Consider the following 15,838-nt stretch of genomic DNA (forward strand, 5'->3'; position numbering starts at 1 on the left):
GATCGATCGGGAGATGGCATGAACAAGGAACGAGAACTGGAAGAACTGCTCAAGCGTACCGCCTCCTATGGCAGTGCGGAGATCGAGACCGGCCGCGACCGCCTCAGGCGGGAATGGGCTGCGCGCGCCTCGCGGGAGAGCGACTGGCGCGACGCCCTCGAAACCCGCATGCGCGAGGGATGCGGAAGCGCCGAACGATGCGTGCGCCGCCATCCGTGGAAATCCCTGGGCATGGCTTTCCTGGCAGGGGCAGCCCTGGCTGCCTGCCTGAGCCGGCGCGACGCGTGAGCTCCCGCGGCGCGTGCGCAGGGGGGGGCGAGTTTCATTCCTCAATCTCCCGCGCTGCCGGTGATGGGGAGGACGATGCCGGTGATGTAGCTGGCGCAGCAAGGCGCCGCGAGGAAAACGTAGGCGGGCGAAATTTCCTCCGGCTGGGCGGGCCGGCCCAGGTCGGTCTGTTTGCCGAAATTCCGGACCTCTTCGGCCGGACGGTCGGCCGGGTTCAGCGGTGTCCACACCGGACCTGGCGCCACGGCGTTGACGCGGATCCCGCGCTTGGCCAGGTTCGCGGCAAGCGATTGGGTGAACGCATGGATGGCGCCCTTGGTGGCCGAGTAGTCGAGCAGTTTAGCGCTGCCGCGCAGGCCGGTCACCGAGCCGGTGTTGATGATGCACCCGGTATCCGGCATCACGCGCAGCGCGGCCCGGGCCATCTGGAAATAGCCGTAGACATTGGTGCGCAGCGTTTCGTCCAGGCGCGCATCGGTAATGTCTTCCAGCGATTCCGCATGCTCCTGGAAGGCTGCATTGTTCACCAGGATGTCCAGGCGGCCGAGCTCGCGCACGCAGCGGGCCACCGCTTCTTCGCAGAAGGCGGGGTCGCGCACGTCGCCGCTGATCAGGACGCCGCGCCGGCCTTCGGCCTGTACGGCTTGCAGCGTGCGCGCGGCATCTTCGTCCTCGTTGAGATAGGCGATCGCGACATCCGCGCCCTCGCGCGCATAAAGCACCGCCACGGCCTGGCCGATGCCGGAATCCGCGCCGGTGATGAGCGCGACCATGCCATCCAGCTTGCCGCTGCCCCGGTAGTCGGGCGCCATGAACTGGGGCTGGGGATCGAGTTCGCTGCTGCGGCCGGGCTTGGCCTGGTGCTGGGCGGGTAGGGGAGGCTCGGGGCGCTGCCTGTCGCCGGTCTGGGCGGCCTGCTGGCCGGATCCCTGATCCTTGGACGAATTCGAGGCGCTATCCTGGGCATCGCGCCGGTCCTGGTCCTTTTGCAATTGGCGCTGGCGTTCGGCCGTTCGGTCGGCGGACCGGTCGTGGTCTTCCATGTCGTTTCTCCTCGTGGATGCGGGGGAGGGCGCGGCGCCCCGTTCGGCGGTGTTGCCAGCAATGCGCATACCCGGCCGGCCACGGGGCGGAAGCGGCGGCGCGGCGGTCAGTCCTGATGCTTCTGCAGCACGCTGATGTTGCCGTCCGCTTCGATGTAGCAGCGCCGCACCTGGCCCAGTTCGTCGATGCCCTTGAGGCGCAGCTCGCTCATCAATTCGTCCACGGTGATGTATTCGCGGCGCAGATTGCGGCGTTCCAGCGTGCCGTCGCGAACCAGCAGCACGCGGCTGCTGGTCAATAGCTGCCCGATCGAGGGCACGAAGTAGGCCAGGCGGTCCACGATGACGCTCCAGCCCACGATGGTCGCGACCAGCACCATGCCGTCGATGATGGAGCGGTATTCGGCGGCCATCGCGTTCTGTGCCGCATCGGCGATCAACACCAGCACCAGCATGTCGGCAACGCCCATCGACCCCACGTCGCGGCGGCCGGCCACGCGCAGCAGGATCAGGATGAACCAGTAGATGATGCTGCCGCGGATGACGATCTCCAGCGGCGCGACGGACAAAGAAAACATTTCGGACCAGTCCGGACTCATGGCGGTGCTCCCAGCGGTTGAGCTGGAAACCCGGCAGCAAGGCGCATGCCCGGTCCGATCGGCGGCCGGAGGCGCCGCTGCGCACCGTGGCGCAACCCCGTCAGCCGCTGATACGCGCGCCCGTTATCATTTCCGTGATCCAGTTCACCAGGACGGCGGTATACGCCCGCTGCGCGGTTTTTTCCGTCAGCGCGTGGTCCGCTCCGTCGATGATGCGATGGGTCATGGAATGCGCGCGCCGGAAGGCGGAACGGTAGTTCATGACGGTGGAGTGGGGAACGAAATCGTCGTGCTCCGATTCGACGATGAGCACGTCCCCCTGGAAGCCCGCGCAAGCCGCCAGCGCGCGATTTTCGTCGGGAGTGACCGCCCGGTTGCGCAAGGCGCGCAGCACGCTGCGATCGAGCTGGTCCTTGGGCTTGAACCAGTGATCGTCCGGATACAGCGCCGGCACCTGCAGCGCGAGCCAGCGCACTTTGCGCAGGCCGCTCAGGATGGCGGCGAGATAGGCCCCATAGCTGCTGCCCACCACCGCTACCTCGGTGGAGTCGAGCCCGGGATGGGCCGCCAGGCGGTCGTAGGCCGCCATGATGTCGTGCAGGTTGTCGTCTCGCGATACCTGCTCGCGCTGGGCCTCTGTCGCGGCATGGCCGCGCAGGTCGAAAGTCAGGCAGATGCAGCCCAAGGCGGCGATGCCTTGCGCGCGCAACAGATCGAAGGACTGGCTGCCGCCCCAGCCGTGGATGAACAGCACACCCGGTATCTTGCTCCGCGGGGTCAGGAAAGTGCCTTGCAATTCGCTGCCGGCGACTTCTATGACCGCTGGATCGCTACGACCCACCATATTCGCTACCTCTTGTGTCCAATATGCCGCCCGACTTGGTCATGAAACCGACCTGGCTGTCCTCTCCCTGGAACACGCAATCGCCGGCGGGCGGTTCGCCGGCGTCCGCGCCATAGCGTTCCTTGCTGTAAGCCCACACCTCATCCTGCAGGGGGGTGCGGAAAAAATGCACCATCGCGGCCATCTCTGCGGGGCTCGCGCCTCCCATGCGCCACGATTGCTCCAGGACGCCGGTTCGCGTCCGGCCGCCGGCATCCCGACCCGCTGCAACGTCGTAGTTGCGGCGCGACGCATGCAGGCCGGGATAGGCCGCGGATACCGCCGCGTCGTAGGCGACGGCGAGCTCGACGGCGCGCGCCAGCCCGGCCGACAGGTCCAGGCTGGCCAGCCGCCCGGGCTCGCCCCGCACGCAGCGCAGGACCGAGCCGCCGTACACCGGCTGGCCTTGGCGGTCCCGCGTGAGTTCCTGGGTTCCCACATAGGCCAGGGTATGGTCGCCGACGCGGCACCAGCCCACGCTGAAGGTTTCCACGTCCTCTAGGTTTTCTTCCAGCACGATGCCCGAAGCCAGCGCGCCGCTGCGCGCCGCGTCGTCCACCGCGGCTTCGAGGTCGCCGTTGTCTTCCACCACGCGTTGGCCACGGCCCGCACAGGCGGCGGCCGACTTGAGCCTGACCGGCCCGTTGCGCAGCAGCGCCCGGCCCGCACGCAGGGCGTCCTCGCGGGAGAACGCCGAATAGCCGCTCAGCACGCAGCCATGCAGGCGCGGCGCCAGTCCGTGCGCCCAACCGGCCGGCGCCTGGCTGTCCGCGGCCCACAAGCCATGGCTCACTACCTTCGTCGCGATGAAACCATGGGGAACGATGCCGCCGAACAAATGCGATGCCGCGCGTATGCCGAGCGCGCCGGAGCGCCAGTTCCCGACCAGGGTTCGATCCGGCACGTAGTAGCAACTGCCGCAATAGATCGCGGCCTGCATGAATACCTCGTTGATCTCTTCTTTGGTCAGGCCATTGTTGATGGCGCCGCGCACGTGCAGGCGCAACTCGTGGGGGCGGTTGAGCGCAGTGATCATGGCCAGGTTCAGGAAGCTGCGCGTGCGGCGGTCCAGGCCGGGCCGGTTCCAGATGTCGCCCCAGCAGTGCTGGGTGACGAGCTGCTGCAGCTCCATGCGCAGCGGGTCTTCGGCGGCTTTGGCCAGCGAGGCGTCCACGTGTTCGCGGCCCAGGACTTCACGGCGCGTGGCCAGGCCTTTGTCGAACAGGGCCTGGTTGAAGCTGCCGCCCAGTTGCGTCTGGTCGGCGGGTTTGGGTCGGGTCATGCTCGTCTCCATGTGCGAAAGTGGAGAAAGCATACCGTGGCGCGAGGCGACGCACCGCATCCGTGCCGATCCGCGCCTCCGGCGGACGCCGGCCTCAGGCCGCGGCGCGCCGCTTCAGCAGCTCGCCCACCAGCCGCGTGGTCGCCGAGAAATGTTCGCACAGCAGTTCGCATGCGCGATCGGCGTCGTGGTCGAGGATCGCCTGGACGATGGCGCCGTGTTCGGCATCCACGTCGCGGTGTTCGGCATGGCCGATGCCGGCCGACAGCGCGCGGTAGCGGGCGGTCTGCTCGCGCAGCGTGGCGCAGAAGCGCGCGATCCATTCCGAGTCCCCGCCCGAGGTGAGGATTTCGTGGAAGGTCTCGTGCGCGCGCTCCCAATCGGGGTTGAGCACGCCATCCTGGTACAGCGGGATGTGCTTGAGCTGGTGGGAGGCGGCCAGCACCCGGCCTTCCCAGCCGGCGTCGCGCCGGGCGATGCCTTCGCGCAGGGCCAGCGATTCGAGCTGGCGGCGCGCGTGCGTGATGTCGCGCAGTTCGGACTCGGATATTTCCGAGACGCGAAAGCCTTTCTGGTCCACGGCGACGACGAAACCCGTGCTGCACAGCCGCGACAGGGCTTCGCGCAGCGGGATGGTGCCGACGCCGTAGCGTTCGGCCAGTTCACGTATGCGCAGCTTGGCGCCAGCCGGATAGACCCCGTTGATGAGGTCCTGGCGGATGGTCCATTGCAGCGCGGACGCTGTGGTGGGAGAAGAAGGAAGGGCGCTCAATTTGATCTATAAAACTTGTTTTTGTATATATTTTCGCATAGGATGCCGGTCATGACCAATGTGAAGTGGAGACAGATTCACCATGCGCTACGTATCGATTGAAAGAAATGGCAGGGCTGTCCTGGGCGTGCGCAACGCCCAGGGCGACATCGACGTGATCGGCGAAGAAAGCCTGGAATCGCTGCTGGCGCGCGGCGCCGACCTGGTCGCCTATGCGAAGGGCCAAGCGGTGCGCGAGACGGTCAAGGATGCGGATGCGCGCTTCCTGCCGCCGATGGCGCGCCCGACCAAGATCATCTGCGTCGGCCTGAACTACGCCGACCATACCAAGGAAAGCAAGTACGAACAGCCGGATTATCCGACGCTGTTCCTGCGCCTGCATACCACCCTGGTGGCACACAACGCGCCCATCGTGCGGCCCAAGGTCTCGGACTCGCTGGACTTCGAGGGCGAGGTCGCCGTCATCCTGGGCAAGGGCGGCCGCTTCATTCCCAAGGACGAGGCGCTCGATTGCGTGGCCGGCTACGCCGTATTCAACGAAGGCTCGGTGCGCGAATACCAGTTCAAGTCGCCGCAATGGACGGTGGGCAAGAACTTCGACAACACCGGCGGCTTCGGCCCCGATTTCGTCACGGCCGACGAGGTGCCTCCCGGCGCCAAGGGCCTGAAGCTGGAGACGCGCCTGAACGGCGAAGTCGTGCAGTCGGCCACGACCGACGACATGATCTTCGACATTCCAACACTGATTTCCGTGACCAGCGAAGCCATCACGCTCGAGGCGGGCGACGTCATCGTCACGGGCACGCCGGCCGGCATCGGCTGGGCGCGCACGCCCAAGCTGCTGATGAAGCACGGCGACGTGTGCGAGGTGACCGTCGAGAAGCTGGGCACGCTGCGCAACCCCATCGTCGACGAACGCTGAGCCGCCGGGAACCAGACCGCCATGCGCGGCAGGAGGAGACATGCCTGAGCAATACTTCGCCGGGGCGGCGGTGCATTCGATCGACCATTTCGCGTTGAATGTGCCGTCGCTCGACCAGGCGGAACATTTCTTCACGAACTTCGGGCTCGATGTCCGCCGCGCAGGCGGCGAGCTCGAACTGCGCGCCGCCGACGGCCATCGCTGGGCGCGCGTGCTGCCGGCTTCCGGCAAGTCGCTGGCCTACCTGAGCTTCAACTGCTACGAGCAGGATCTCGAAGCCATCGGCCGGCAGGCGCGCGAGGCCGGGGGCCGTTTCGATATCGACAGCCCGTTCAAGAACGGCGAGGGCATCTGGTTCCACGATCCGGACGGCAACCTGATCCAGGTCCGGGCCGGCCCGCGGACCATGCCGGAAAGCAAATCGCCATTCGACGTTCCCAAGGTCGGCGCGGACATGCGCGGGTCGCATCCGCGTTCGGAAGGCAGGCAGGTGCGGCCGCGGCGGCTTTCGCACGTGCTGCTGTTCACGTCCAGCGTGCCGGATGCCGTGGATTTCCACCATCGCGCCATCGGCCTGCAATTGTCCGACAAGTCGCTGGACATCATCGCGTTCACGCATGCGCCGCACGGCTGCGACCACCACCTGGTGGCGTTCGCCAAAAGCGCGGGCAAGGGCTGGCACCACTCATCGTGGGACGTTGCCACGCTGGACGAAGTGGGCCGCGGCGCGGCCCAGATGAACACGGCCGGCTACAAGCACGGCTGGGGCACGGGCCGGCACGTGCTGGGGTCGAATTACTTCTTCTATGTGCAGGATCCCTGGGGGTCGTTCTGCGAGTATTCGGCCGACATCGACTATGTTTCCGCCGGCAAGCCGTGGCCCGCGGGTGAGTTCCCACCGGAAGATTCGCTCTATCTCTGGGGACCGGACGTACCGGCCGACTTCATCTTCAATACCGAAGTGGAAGGCTAGCCCCCCCAGCCGCTGCGGGGTGTATGGACTGGGACATACACGGGGCAGCCCCTGACGGGGCCTGGGCCCGCCTTGGGGCAGCCCGGCGCCGGACCCAGGGGGGGGCGGCGCCGGGCAATTTTGTCTCCGCTTCAGGCGGCGAGAGCTTCGGCGTTGGCGGCTTCGGCGTTCACGAGCCACGCGACGATGTCCTCGATGGTCAGCAGCGGCCAGCCGTGTTGGCGGCCATAGGCAAGCGCCGCGTCGCCGCGCATCATCGAGCCGTCTTCGTGCATCAGTTCGCACAGCAGCGCCGCGGGGGCGAAACCGGCCAGGCGGGCCAGGTCGAGGGAGCCTTCGGTATGGCCGCGCCGGCCCAGCACGCCGCGCGGGTCTGCGCGCAGCGGGAATACGTGGCCCGGGCTGACCAGGGTGCCGGGATCGCCGCTCAGCGCCGCGCGCACGGTGGTGATGCGATCCGCCGCCGAGACGCCGGTGCTGACGCCGTCGCGCGCTTCGATGGTGACGGTGAAGGCCGTGCCGTTGCGGCTGCGGTTGCTGCTGGTCATCTGCGGCAGGCCCAGCGCTTCGACGTGGCCGGGCGTCAGGCACAGGCACACGATGCCGCTGCAATCGCGGATCATGCGCGCCATGATGGCTTCGGTAATGGATTCGGCGGCGATGATCAGGTCCGCCTCGTTTTCGCGGTCCTCGTCATCGAGCAGGACGACGGGCTGGCCCTGCCGAAGGGCGGCGAGCGCGGCATGCATGCGCTGTTCGGCGGTGGTGGACTGGAAATAGTGCTGCAGGGACTGCATGGAAACGCTCCGTATGTTGGCCACGAGAAGCGTTCAGGGCACAGCGCGTTCGCAAGAGCGCGCCGGTAGGAGGCATACCGCGGCACAGGCGCGCGCGCGTGCTGGGCGGTACCGGTTCCCGTCTTCTCTCATCCGGACTATGACCGTCGGCTCCGGTATTCGACCGGATCTGCTGACCTTGCCGGCGTGGCCGGCAAGCGCTCGCGGGCTCGGTGCGCATCGTCGCACCCTACCGCCGGTGGGGATTTGCACCCCGCCCTGAAGACGCACCGCCCGGCAGGGCGGCTGTGCCTATGGTAGCAAGAAGCGGCGGGGCGGTCGAATCGGGTATCCTTGAACGCTTTCGGCCATCACCGTCATCATGCCCGGCACATCGTCACCGGCACCGCTGGGCCGGCGCCAGTCCCTCATCGTATTCGCCTGCTTCGCGGCAGCCTATTTCTTCTCCTACGGATTGCGGTCGGTCAACGCCGCCATCGCGCCGTTCATCACGCAAGACCTCGGCGTAACCAGCGCGCAGCTCGGATGGCTGTCGTCCGCCTTCTTCATCGCGATGGCCGCCATGCAGCCGCCGTTGGGCGTATGGCTGGACCGGTATGGCGCGCGGCGCGTGGAAGCCGTGCTGCTGGCCGTGGCTGCGCTGGGCTCGCTGCTGATGGTCGTGGCGGATGCGTTCATGCTGGTCTCGCTCGGCCGCATCCTGATCGGGGTGGGCGTGGCGGCCAGCCTGATGGCGCCGTTCTCCTATTTCCGCCGCTGCTATCCGTCCGGACGCCAGCCCCAGCTCGCGCTATGGACCATGGTCGCGGGCACGGCCGGCGCGGTGTTCTTCACCAGTCCGGCGGCGTGGCTGGCCGGGCACTACGGCTGGCGCAGCGTGCACCTGGTCTCGGGTTTGTCGTTCGCGGTGGTCGCGGCGCTGCTGTGGCGCATGGTGCCCGACCGCGACCTGGACGTCGCCTCGGGCACGAAAAGCGCAGGCGCGAGTGCTTTCTGGGAATTGCTCAGGCATCCGGAAATGCGGCGCGTCATGCCGCCGTCCATCATCGGGCAGGGCGCGGCGATCGCGCTCTATACCCTGTGGGCGGGACCCTGGCTGATCGACGTGCTCGGCATGAGCACGGCCCGCAGCGCGTCCACGCTGCTGCTGATCATGTCCACGATGATGGCCGGCTACGTGGTCATGGGCCTGGCCAGTCCGCCGCTGCAGCGCCGCTTCGGCCTGGATCGTGTTGCGCTGGCCGGCTATGCGGTCTGCATCGCCGCGACCTTCCTGCTCGCGCTGTATCCGGCGCCGGGCGCGTGGATGCTATGGCTGCTGATGGCGCTGGGGACGGCCCCGGTGGCGCTGATGCAGCCCTACGTCTCCATGCAATTTCCCAGGGAAGTGGCGGGGCGCGTGGTGACGCTCTACAACATGTTCGTCTTCATCGGCGCCTTCCTCATCCAATGGGGAATCGGCGTCGCGGTGGACGGGCTCCGGGCGGCCGGACTGTCCAGCGTCCTGGCGTACTCCTGGACCTTCGCCGGCGTGGGCGTGCTGCAGGCGGTCTCGGTGCTGTGGTGGTGCCTGCGCGCCCCCGCGCGGCGGTAGGCGCCGAGGCCGGACAAGTGCATCAAGCTTTGCAGGATATGACCGCCCCCCGGGGAGGTGGAAGACTTGCTAACAAACGCCGGTCCTTTCAGGCCGGAGTTCTCTTAAGGTAGAGGTGTCGTACCGCGATTGCGGTACTCCATCCACCTCAAGGAGCGACCATGGATAAAGACCGGATCAAGGGTGTTGCCAATCAGGTCAAGGGCACAGTCAAGGAAACCGCCGGCAAGGTGACCGGCGACCACGGTCTCGAGGCCGAAGGGAACGTGCAGAAGAACGTGGGCAAAGTGCAGGAAAACGTCGGGCAGGCCAAGGACAAGCTGCGCGATGCGGTGAAGGACGCATGAGCCTGCGCCACCCGCGAGGGTGGCATGATGGAAGAATGGCGGGGCCGGTGCAGCAATGCGCCGGCCCCGCGTCCGTTGGAGGCGGCCGTCAGGAACGAACCGCCGCGCCGCCCTGGAGCGGCTCTCCCGGCGCAAGCGGAGCGTGCGCTCCGGCGCCCGATCTGCCTCGCGCCCTGGCGCGCCGTCTCACGGCGAGGCGATATCCCCCGTTCGAGGGATATCGCCTCGCCGTCGCGATTGATACAGTTATTTACATGTATACGCGAGGGAGTGAGCTGTGCTGCAGTTCTGGGGGGCTTTGCAATCGCACGCCGCGGATCCGCCGTTTTCCATATTCGTCTCGGATCACCAGGGTAATGTGTTTCAGGGCTGGCTGCGCTGGGGAGCGGACGATGGCCGTATCGTCTACAAACTGCATTCGGGGCCGCTGGTGTCCCGCCGGCAGGATGGCCGCTACGAAGACGCGAATGCGCAGATATACGCGCCGGTCATGAACCGCGCCTGAACCAGGGGCTACGCGCTATTGCGCCTGGCAGGACGCCTGAAAAACGAACGGGGCATGTCTTCCGACATGCCCCGTTGCCGTTTCGGCCGGCAACGCCGGGGTGCCCGGCGTCATGCGGCGGATGCGCAGTCGATCAGTCGATCTTCACGCCGCCTTTCTCGATCACCGGCTTCCAGCGAGCGATTTCGTCGGAGATCAGCTTGGCGAAGACTTCCGGCGGATTCGGCGTGGCCTCGGCGCCTTCGCTGGACAGCTTGGTCTCGATCTCGGCCGAGGACAGCGACTGGTTGATCTGCTTGTTCAGCTTGGCGATCACTTCCTTGGGCGTGGCGGCCGGCGCCACGACGCCGTACCACTGGTCGGCCTCGAAGCCAGGGTAGCCGGATTCGGCCACGGTCGGGACATCGGGCAGCATCTTCACGCGCTTGGGCGACGACACCGCGATCGGACGCAGCTGGCCAGCCTTGATCTGGGCATTGACGGCGGGCACGCCGGTGAACATGACCTTGATGTGGCCGGCGACCAGATCGGTCACCGCGGGAGCCGTGCCCTTGTACGGCACGTGCTGCATCTGCGTGCCGCTCTGCAGCTTCAGATACTCGGTGGCGATGTGGGCCGCGCTGCCGTTGCCGCCCGAACCGTAGGTGAGCTTTTCGGGATTGGCCTTGGCGTAGGCGACCAGTTCTTTCAGGGTCTTGGCCGGCACGGAGGGGTGCACCACTAGCACGTTCGGCACGCGCGCCACCCATGCCACGGCGGCGAACGACTTGATCGGATCGTACGGGAGCTTGGAGTACAGCGACGGCGTCACGGCCAGCGTGCCGATGTGGCCCATCAGCAGCGTGTAGCCGTCGGGCGTGGCCTTGGCGACGCGGTCGGCGCCGATGCTGCCGCCGGCGCCCGGCACGTTCTCGGCCACGACCGGCTGGCCCCATGCCTTGTTCAGCTGCTCGCCGATGGTGCGGCCCAGGATGTCGGTGGAGCCGCCCGGCGTGAACGGAATGACGAGGCGGATCGGCCGGTTCGGATAGGAACTGGCGTCATCGGCGGCCCAGGCGGTGCCCGCGGCGCCGGCGGCGGTCATGGCGGCCAGCAGCGCAAGTGCATTGCGGCGCAGGAAACGGGATGGGGAAGTGTGCAAGGCCATGGCTAGTCTCGTGTGTTGTTGGTATTCGCAACAAGTATACGGATCCTGGGGCGCGGCTGGAAAGGGTTGTCTTGCTGGGTATCGGCAGAACGTTGCGTTCTTCTTATAAGGACGCAGGGGCCGCGGTTTCCTGGACGGCCTGGCGCAAGGCGGCTAAAACCTGCTCGCAAGCGGACGAGGCGAGGGCGCCGCGGCGTTGCGTGATGCCTATGGATCGCTCCGTTCCGGGCAGCGGCTCGCTGGCGTGGGCCAGCAGCCCGGCCGCGACGTCGGCATGCACCTGCAGCGGAGAGACCAGTGCGATGTGGTTGCCGGCCAGCAGCAGCGAGCGCAGGACGGCGGTGCTGTTGACCTGCATCGAGACCCAGGGCGCGGCCAGGCCGGCCTGCGCGAACAGTTGGTCGAAGGCCTGCTGCGCCGGCGTGCCCGGCAGCGGGCCTATCCACGGATAGCCGGCCATCCGCACGAGCGAGGGCTGCTGCCTGCCCCGCATCAGGGGATGGCCGCTGCGCACGACCGCAACGAAGCGGTCGACGAACAGTTCTTCCTCGACCAGGTCGCCGGCCAGCGCGGCGCCGCGCAGCGGTCCGACCAGGAAATCGATCTCCGCCGATCTGAGCATGGCGATCAGCGATTCGTAGGTGCCGCCCTTGATCGTCAGGCAGATGTCGGGCTGGGATTCGAGCGTCAGCGCCACCGTGCGCGGCACCAGTACGTCGCCGGTCATGGGCAGGGAACCGATCGCGACGTTGCGTCCGCCCAGTCCGCGCCAGCGTGCCAGTTCCTCGTGCCCGATGCGGATCTCGTCGAGGGCCTGCTGGGCATGCAGCAGCAGCCAGCGTCCCGATTCGTTGAGGCGGGTGCCGACGCGGGTGCGTTCGAACAACTGCACTTTGGCGAGGTGCTCGAGCCGGCGCAGCGCCTGGTGCAGGGCCGGTTGCGACAGGCCCAGGGCGTCGGCCGCGGCGCTTTCGGTGGCGTGGGCGGCACGCGCGGACAGCGCCGCCAGCAAGCTGTCGTTGACCAATCGAGGGAGGGTGGCGACCGAAGCGGGGGCGCCGCGCAATTGCAGTCCGTCGGCGGCGTCACGCAGCACGTGCATGGCGCGGCCGATCCGCAAGGTCAGCATGGCGCCCGCCGCGGTGGGCGCCATGCCGCGGGCGCCCCGGTCGAACAGCGGGATGCCGAGCGCGGATTCGGCGCTCTGCACCGCCCGGGTGATGGACGAAGCGGATTGATGCAGGGCTTTCGCGCTTTTCGTGATGCCGCCGGTTTCGGCCACGGATGCGACCACCCGGAGAATACGTAGCGGTACGGTCTGCTGGGTCATAGGCGGCCCAAAATCTGCGCGTAAAGAATCTGCAGGCAAAGAAAAACGGCTTGAGGGTCGTGGTCCTCAAGCCGTTTTGGTCCCCGGTTACCCGGAGGTTTTGTTCTGGCGCGCCCGGCAGGATTCGAACCCACGACCCCTTGGTTCGTAGCCAAGTACTCTATCCAACTGAGCTACGGGCGCTGCGAAGAAACAGAATTATAGCCACACTTTTTCCGTTGTGCAAATCAGGCGGCGCAAGTCGCCAAAGCCCGTCCACGCGTATGCCGCGATGCCCCCGCGGCGGCTGCTGCTGCCGGGCCGGGTGCGACACCTTGCCGCGTCCGGCCACGCGGAGGGAGGGCTACACTGGTGCGGTCGACACGCATTTTACGGATGCCGCGCCCGGGGTGGCGGCATTCGATAACACCATGCCATTGGCCAATAAGCATAAATACAAAATCATGGGGGCGCTGGCGGCGCTGGCTGTATCGGCGCCGCTGGCAGCGCAGCAGCCGGAGCGGCTCGAACCGGGAACGATGGCGGGGCGCATGGCGGCCTGTACGGCCTGCCACGGCAGCCAGGGCCGTGCCGGCCCGGACGGCTACTACCCCCGCATCGCCGGCAAGCCGGCGGACTATCTCTATAACCAGCTCGTCTATTTCCGCGATGGGCGGCGCCAGTACCGGCCGATGCAGCACCTGCTGGAGTTCATGTCGGACGACTATCTGCGCCAGATCGCCGACTGGTTTTCCGAACAGCATCCTCCTTATGCGGCGCCGGTGCCCTCGCGGCTGCCGGCGGCGACGCTGGAGCGTGGCAGGCAACTGGTCATGCAGGGCGACAGCGGGCGCAAGCTGCCCGCGTGCGTGGCGTGCCACGGCGAAGCGCTGAACGGCGTACGGCCGGCGGTGCCCGCGCTGCTGGGGCTGCCCCACGACTACATCGGCTCGCAATTCGGCGCCTGGACCAACGGCCTGCGCCATGCGATCGGCCCGGACTGCATGGCCGACATTGCACGGCGCATGACGCCCGAGGACGTCAGCGCGGTGGCGGGATGGCTGTCGTCGCAATCGGTGCGCAGCGCGGCGCCGGCCGACAAGCTTCCCGCGCCCATGCCGATGGCCTGTGGCAGCCAGGCCGTGGTGGAGGGACAGCCATGAAAGTGCGCACCTTCATGGCCGGAGTCGGCATGCTGGCCATAGCCGGCGTGGCGGCGGTCTTCTGGGCCGGTTATCGGGAGCACGGCGGCACGGCGGCGCCTGTCTCCGCGGAGACCGATGCGGGGCAGCGCGTGGAGCGCGGCCGCTATCTTGCCCGGCTGGGCAACTGCATGGGCTGCCATACGGCGGCGGGCGGCCAGGCGTATGCCGGCGGGCGGGCGCTGGACACGCCTTTCGGCGTGTTCTACGGGCCCAACCTGACGCCGGATCCGCGGCACGGCCTGGGCAACTGGAGCGCCGACGATTTCTGGCGGGCGCTGCATCATGGCAAGACGCCCGACGGCAGCCTGCTGTATCCGGCTTTTCCGTACCCGAGCTACCGCAATGTGTCGCGCGCCGACGCCGACGCGCTGTTCGCCTACCTGCAGTCGCTGCCGCCGGCGGCGCAGGAGAACCGGCCGCACGAGCTGAAGTTTCCCTACGACCAGCGCTGGCTGGTGGCGGTGTGGCGCGCGTTCTATTTCCGCCCGCAGTCCGACCGGCCGGACACGCCGCCCGAGGAGCGTTCCGAAGCCTGGCTGCGCGGCCGCTATCTGGTGCAAGGGCTGGCGCATTGCGCCGAATGCCATACGCCGCGCAACCGCCTGGGCGCGATGGCCCTCTCTGCCGGCCTTGCCGGATCGCGCATCGAAGGCCAGTCCTGGTACGCGCCGCCTTTGACCGGCGACCAGGCCACCGGCCTGGGAGCATGGACCGAGCAGGACATCGTCGAGCTGCTCAAGACCGGCGTCTCGCGCCGCTCGCACGCCGCGGGGCCCATGGCCGAAGCGATCCTGCAGGGTTTCCAGCATGCGCAGGAAAGCGATCTGCGGGCGATGGCCGTCTATCTGAAGTCGCTGCCTGCGGCCGGCACCGACAAGGCCGCGCTGGCCGAGCCGGCATCGCAGGCGGTCATGCAGAACGGCGGCAGGCTCTACCGGCAGTACTGCGCGCAGTGCCACCAGGACGACGGCAAAGGGAACGTTCCGGCCTGGCCGCCGCTGGCGGGCAATATCTCGGTCATGGCCGCCGCGCCGGACAATGCCATCCACATGGTGCTGTCCGGTGGCTTCCCGCCGTCCACGGCGGGCAATCCCGAGCCGCACGGCATGCCGCCGTTCGGCCAGATGCTGAACGACCAGGACGTCGCCGCGGTGGTGTCCTACATCCGCCAGAGCTGGGACAACCAGGCCAGCGCGGTCAGCCTGCCGGAAGTGCGCAAAGTCAGGGAAGCGGCGCGCTGACCCGCTGCCGCTTGCGTTCATAGGCGTCCTGGAAGGCGGCGGCATTGCGCATGCCCTGGTCTTCGTGGTTGGTGTTGAACAGGACGTGCACGTTGGCGGCCGAGCGGGTCAGGCGCGCCACCAGTTCGGCGATCTCGGCCAGTTCCTCGGGGGTGTATTCGTAGACGAAGCGCCCCGAGGAGGCGTGTACGCCGCGGCGGTTCCAGGCGCCGCGGTTGCGGCCATGCAGCCGCACCACCGCCAGGCCGGGGTGCGTCGCGGCCCAGACCGCCGGCACGGTATTGACGGGCCCGACCGGGCTGTCGACCACCGTGTGCACGGCGCCCGCTTCGCGCAGCAAGGCCAGCGTGGCCGCGCGCGACGAGGCGGTCAGCCACGAGCGATGACGGAATTCCACGGCCGGAGCCAGATCCTCCAGCCGGGCGGCGCAGGCGCGCACCAGCGCCCGGCCCGATGCGTCGTTGCGCACCCGCGGCGCGAACTGCATGTGGACGGCCGCCAATTGGCCGCTCTGGCGCAGAGGCTCGAGCGCCGGCAGGAAGCGCCGCCAGGTTTCGTCGCGCAGTTCCCGGGGCAGGGTGGCGTAGTCCACGTAGCGGATGGCGGGATCCAATTCGCCGGCCAGGTCCGGAGGCAGGGCCGCCACCGGCGTCAGGTGTCCGGTGAACAGCCGGAACGCCTTGACGTGGAACAGGAAGTCCGGGGGTGTGCGCTGTGTCCAGAGATAGGCGGTGCAGGCGTCCGGCAGCCGGTAGTGGCTGCTGTCCACTTCCACCAGCGGGAAACGCGCGGCGTAGTGGCGCAGGCGCTGCTCGGCGCTGCGCACGCCGGGCGGGTAGAAGCGGCCGCAGGCCAGCAGGGTGGGATCGGTCCAGGAGCAGGTGCCCGTGCGCACGGTCATGGCGGAATCGGCATGGTCTATACTGGATGA

At 67.8% G+C, this 15,838-nt stretch carries 17 protein-coding genes, 1 tRNA gene and 1 riboswitch; of the genes, 8 read left to right on the forward strand and 10 right to left on the reverse strand.

The annotated features are described in order from the left end of the window. Positions 1-18: 18 nt before the first annotated feature. Positions 19-288: a DUF883 family protein gene (locus tag PIGHUM_RS14395; protein ID WP_160142274.1), complete on the forward strand. Its 270-nt coding sequence runs from the start codon at positions 19-21 to the stop codon at positions 286-288. A 41-nt stretch (positions 289-329) separates the two neighbouring features. Here the strand turns inward: PIGHUM_RS14395 and PIGHUM_RS14400 are convergent, their stop codons facing one another. From PIGHUM_RS14400 to PIGHUM_RS14420, 5 genes are all read right to left on the reverse strand, one after another. Continuing rightward, complete coding sequence (locus tag PIGHUM_RS14400) at positions 330-1,331, reverse strand: SDR family oxidoreductase (protein WP_187697793.1); 1,002 nt, start codon at positions 1,329-1,331, stop codon at positions 330-332. A gap of 107 nt (positions 1,332-1,438) precedes the next feature. Next, positions 1,439-1,930, reverse strand: a complete 492-nt coding sequence (locus tag PIGHUM_RS14405) for a DUF421 domain-containing protein (RefSeq protein WP_124080260.1) — start codon at positions 1,928-1,930, stop codon at positions 1,439-1,441. 100 nt (positions 1,931-2,030) lie between these two features. Next, a complete protein-coding gene (locus tag PIGHUM_RS14410; protein WP_124080261.1) occupies positions 2,031-2,774 on the reverse strand; it encodes an alpha/beta hydrolase family protein in 744 nt (247 codons plus the stop codon). Beyond that, entirely contained in the window at positions 2,761-4,095 is a 1,335-nt protein-coding gene (locus PIGHUM_RS14415; RefSeq protein WP_160142275.1) for a DUF3182 family protein, read from the reverse strand. The genes PIGHUM_RS14410 and PIGHUM_RS14415 overlap by 14 nt, the downstream gene beginning before the upstream one ends. 94 nt (positions 4,096-4,189) lie before the next feature. Continuing rightward, positions 4,190-4,867 carry a GntR family transcriptional regulator gene (locus tag PIGHUM_RS14420; protein WP_124080263.1) on the reverse strand — a complete coding sequence of 226 codons (678 nt, stop codon included), beginning with the start codon at positions 4,865-4,867 and terminating at the stop codon, positions 4,190-4,192. Between the two features lie 82 nt (positions 4,868-4,949). On the opposite strand from PIGHUM_RS14420, the gene PIGHUM_RS14425 reads away from it, so the two are divergent. Together PIGHUM_RS14425 and PIGHUM_RS14430 are read left to right on the forward strand one after the other, a co-directional pair. Further along, a complete protein-coding gene (locus PIGHUM_RS14425) occupies positions 4,950-5,789 on the forward strand; it encodes a fumarylacetoacetate hydrolase family protein (RefSeq protein WP_124080264.1) in 840 nt (279 codons plus the stop codon). Between the two features lie 40 nt (positions 5,790-5,829). After that, a complete protein-coding gene (locus PIGHUM_RS14430) occupies positions 5,830-6,762 on the forward strand; it encodes a VOC family protein (protein WP_124080265.1) in 933 nt (310 codons plus the stop codon). A gap of 131 nt (positions 6,763-6,893) precedes the next feature. On the opposite strand, the gene ribB is transcribed toward PIGHUM_RS14430, so the two are convergent. Continuing rightward, positions 6,894-7,559 carry a 3,4-dihydroxy-2-butanone-4-phosphate synthase gene (gene ribB, locus PIGHUM_RS14435; protein ID WP_124080266.1) on the reverse strand — a complete coding sequence of 222 codons (666 nt, stop codon included), beginning with the start codon at positions 7,557-7,559 and terminating at the stop codon, positions 6,894-6,896. A 116-nt stretch (positions 7,560-7,675) separates the two neighbouring features. Beyond that, a riboswitch (FMN riboswitch) is annotated at positions 7,676-7,829 on the reverse strand. Positions 7,830-7,920: 91 nt separating this feature from the next. On the opposite strand from ribB, the gene PIGHUM_RS14440 reads away from it, so the two are divergent. The 3 genes from PIGHUM_RS14440 (at position 7,921) to PIGHUM_RS14450 (ending at position 10,005) form a co-directional block, all read left to right on the forward strand. Beyond that, the gene (locus tag PIGHUM_RS14440) at positions 7,921-9,153 is read left to right on the forward strand and encodes an MFS transporter (RefSeq protein WP_124080267.1); all 1,233 of its coding nucleotides are present in this window, start codon (positions 7,921-7,923) and stop codon (positions 9,151-9,153) included. Between the two features lie 161 nt (positions 9,154-9,314). Beyond that, positions 9,315-9,500, forward strand: coding sequence for a CsbD family protein (locus tag PIGHUM_RS14445; protein ID WP_124080268.1), 186 nt, complete (start codon positions 9,315-9,317; stop codon positions 9,498-9,500). Between the two features lie 277 nt (positions 9,501-9,777). Continuing rightward, positions 9,778-10,005 (forward strand): hypothetical protein, encoded by a 228-nt coding sequence (locus PIGHUM_RS14450; protein ID WP_124080269.1) that lies wholly within the window; start codon positions 9,778-9,780, stop codon positions 10,003-10,005. A 133-nt stretch (positions 10,006-10,138) separates the two neighbouring features. Here the strand turns inward: PIGHUM_RS14450 and PIGHUM_RS14455 are convergent, their stop codons facing one another. The 3 genes from PIGHUM_RS14455 to PIGHUM_RS14465 form a co-directional block, all read right to left on the reverse strand. Then, the gene (locus PIGHUM_RS14455; protein WP_124080270.1) at positions 10,139-11,152 is read right to left on the reverse strand and encodes a Bug family tripartite tricarboxylate transporter substrate binding protein; all 1,014 of its coding nucleotides are present in this window, start codon (positions 11,150-11,152) and stop codon (positions 10,139-10,141) included. Positions 11,153-11,255: 103 nt separating this feature from the next. After that, positions 11,256-12,482, reverse strand: a complete 1,227-nt coding sequence (locus PIGHUM_RS14460; RefSeq protein WP_124080271.1) for a LysR family transcriptional regulator — start codon at positions 12,480-12,482, stop codon at positions 11,256-11,258. A gap of 106 nt (positions 12,483-12,588) precedes the next feature. After that, positions 12,589-12,665, reverse strand: a tRNA-Arg gene (locus PIGHUM_RS14465). A 227-nt stretch (positions 12,666-12,892) separates the two neighbouring features. Here PIGHUM_RS14465 and PIGHUM_RS14470 point away from each other — a divergent pair. Together PIGHUM_RS14470 and PIGHUM_RS14475 are read left to right on the forward strand one after the other, a co-directional pair. Next, entirely contained in the window at positions 12,893-13,624 is a 732-nt protein-coding gene (locus PIGHUM_RS14470; RefSeq protein ID WP_160142276.1) for a c-type cytochrome, read from the forward strand. Further along, positions 13,621-14,907, forward strand: coding sequence for a c-type cytochrome (locus PIGHUM_RS14475; protein ID WP_124080273.1), 1,287 nt, complete (start codon positions 13,621-13,623; stop codon positions 14,905-14,907). Before PIGHUM_RS14470 ends, PIGHUM_RS14475 begins: the two co-directional genes overlap by 4 nt. Here PIGHUM_RS14475 and PIGHUM_RS14480 read toward each other — a convergent pair. Next, positions 14,888-15,808: a DUF72 domain-containing protein gene (locus PIGHUM_RS14480; RefSeq protein ID WP_124080274.1), complete on the reverse strand. Its 921-nt coding sequence runs from the start codon at positions 15,806-15,808 to the stop codon at positions 14,888-14,890. The genes PIGHUM_RS14475 and PIGHUM_RS14480 overlap by 20 nt on opposite strands. Positions 15,809-15,838: the final 30 nt, after the last annotated feature.

The sequence above is a fragment of the Pigmentiphaga humi genome, from assembly GCF_900606115.1.
Lineage (GTDB): Bacteria > Pseudomonadota > Gammaproteobacteria > Burkholderiales > Burkholderiaceae_B > Pigmentiphaga > Pigmentiphaga humi.